A 791-nucleotide genomic window follows, 5' to 3' on the forward strand; every position below is an offset into this window, starting at 1 on the left:
ATGCCGGTTCGCGCGGAAAATACGGATTCCCGCGACAAGCCGCTATCTATCACTACCGTAATCCCGGCTATCGTCAAGCTGGACTCGGCAATAGAGGTTGCCAATACGACCTTGCGGCTTCCCAAAGCCGACGGTCGTATCGCCTCATCCTGCTGCTCCAGCTTCATACTGCCGTACAGCGGAATAACCTTGACGTGTGCAGGCAAATTTCTTGACACCAGCTCACGTTCCGTTCTATGAATTTCTCTGGCCCCCGGGAGAAATACCAGCAGATCGCCTTCATGAGCATGAAGGGCCTTCTCTATCGTCTCTGCCGTAAAGGATTCTAATGAAGTCGATGAAGGCTTGGATAAATGAAACGTCTCTACCGGAAATACCGTGCCCGGACATTCCAGCAATGGAGCGTCCCCCAATAGACGGCACACAGGCTCAGCCTCCAGTGTGGCAGACATGATCAATATTTTTAAATCAGGCCGCAATAGCGCCTGACTTTGCAGGGCAAGCGCCAAGCCCAAATCTGCATGCAGGCTACGTTCATGAAACTCATCAAAAATGATCAGGCCGATCCCCTCCAACGCCTGATCATTTTGCAGCATCCGGGTCAACACGCCCTCCGTAACCACTTCAACCCGCGTATTCGGCCCTACTTTTGTATCCATGCGAACCCGGTAGCCCACCGTCTGCCCGGTTTGTTCTCCCAGTGCTTTCGCCATTTGTGCCGCTGCTGCACGTGCCGCCAAGCGCCTTGGCTCCAGCATCAACATTTTTTGCTCCGCCAGCCACGGCTCCCC

Annotated in this window: 1 protein-coding gene; it reads right to left on the bottom strand. The window is 54.2% G+C overall.

Annotation, left to right across the window (positions count from 1 at the left end; all coding sequences use genetic code 11):
* The coding region (locus L696_RS0110070; RefSeq protein ID WP_025683533.1) for a helicase-related protein at positions 1 to 791 on the bottom strand (791 nt) is incomplete at both ends.

It is taken from the genome of Paenibacillus maysiensis, from assembly GCF_000520815.1.
Lineage (GTDB): Bacteria > Bacillota > Bacilli > Paenibacillales > Paenibacillaceae > Paenibacillus > Paenibacillus maysiensis.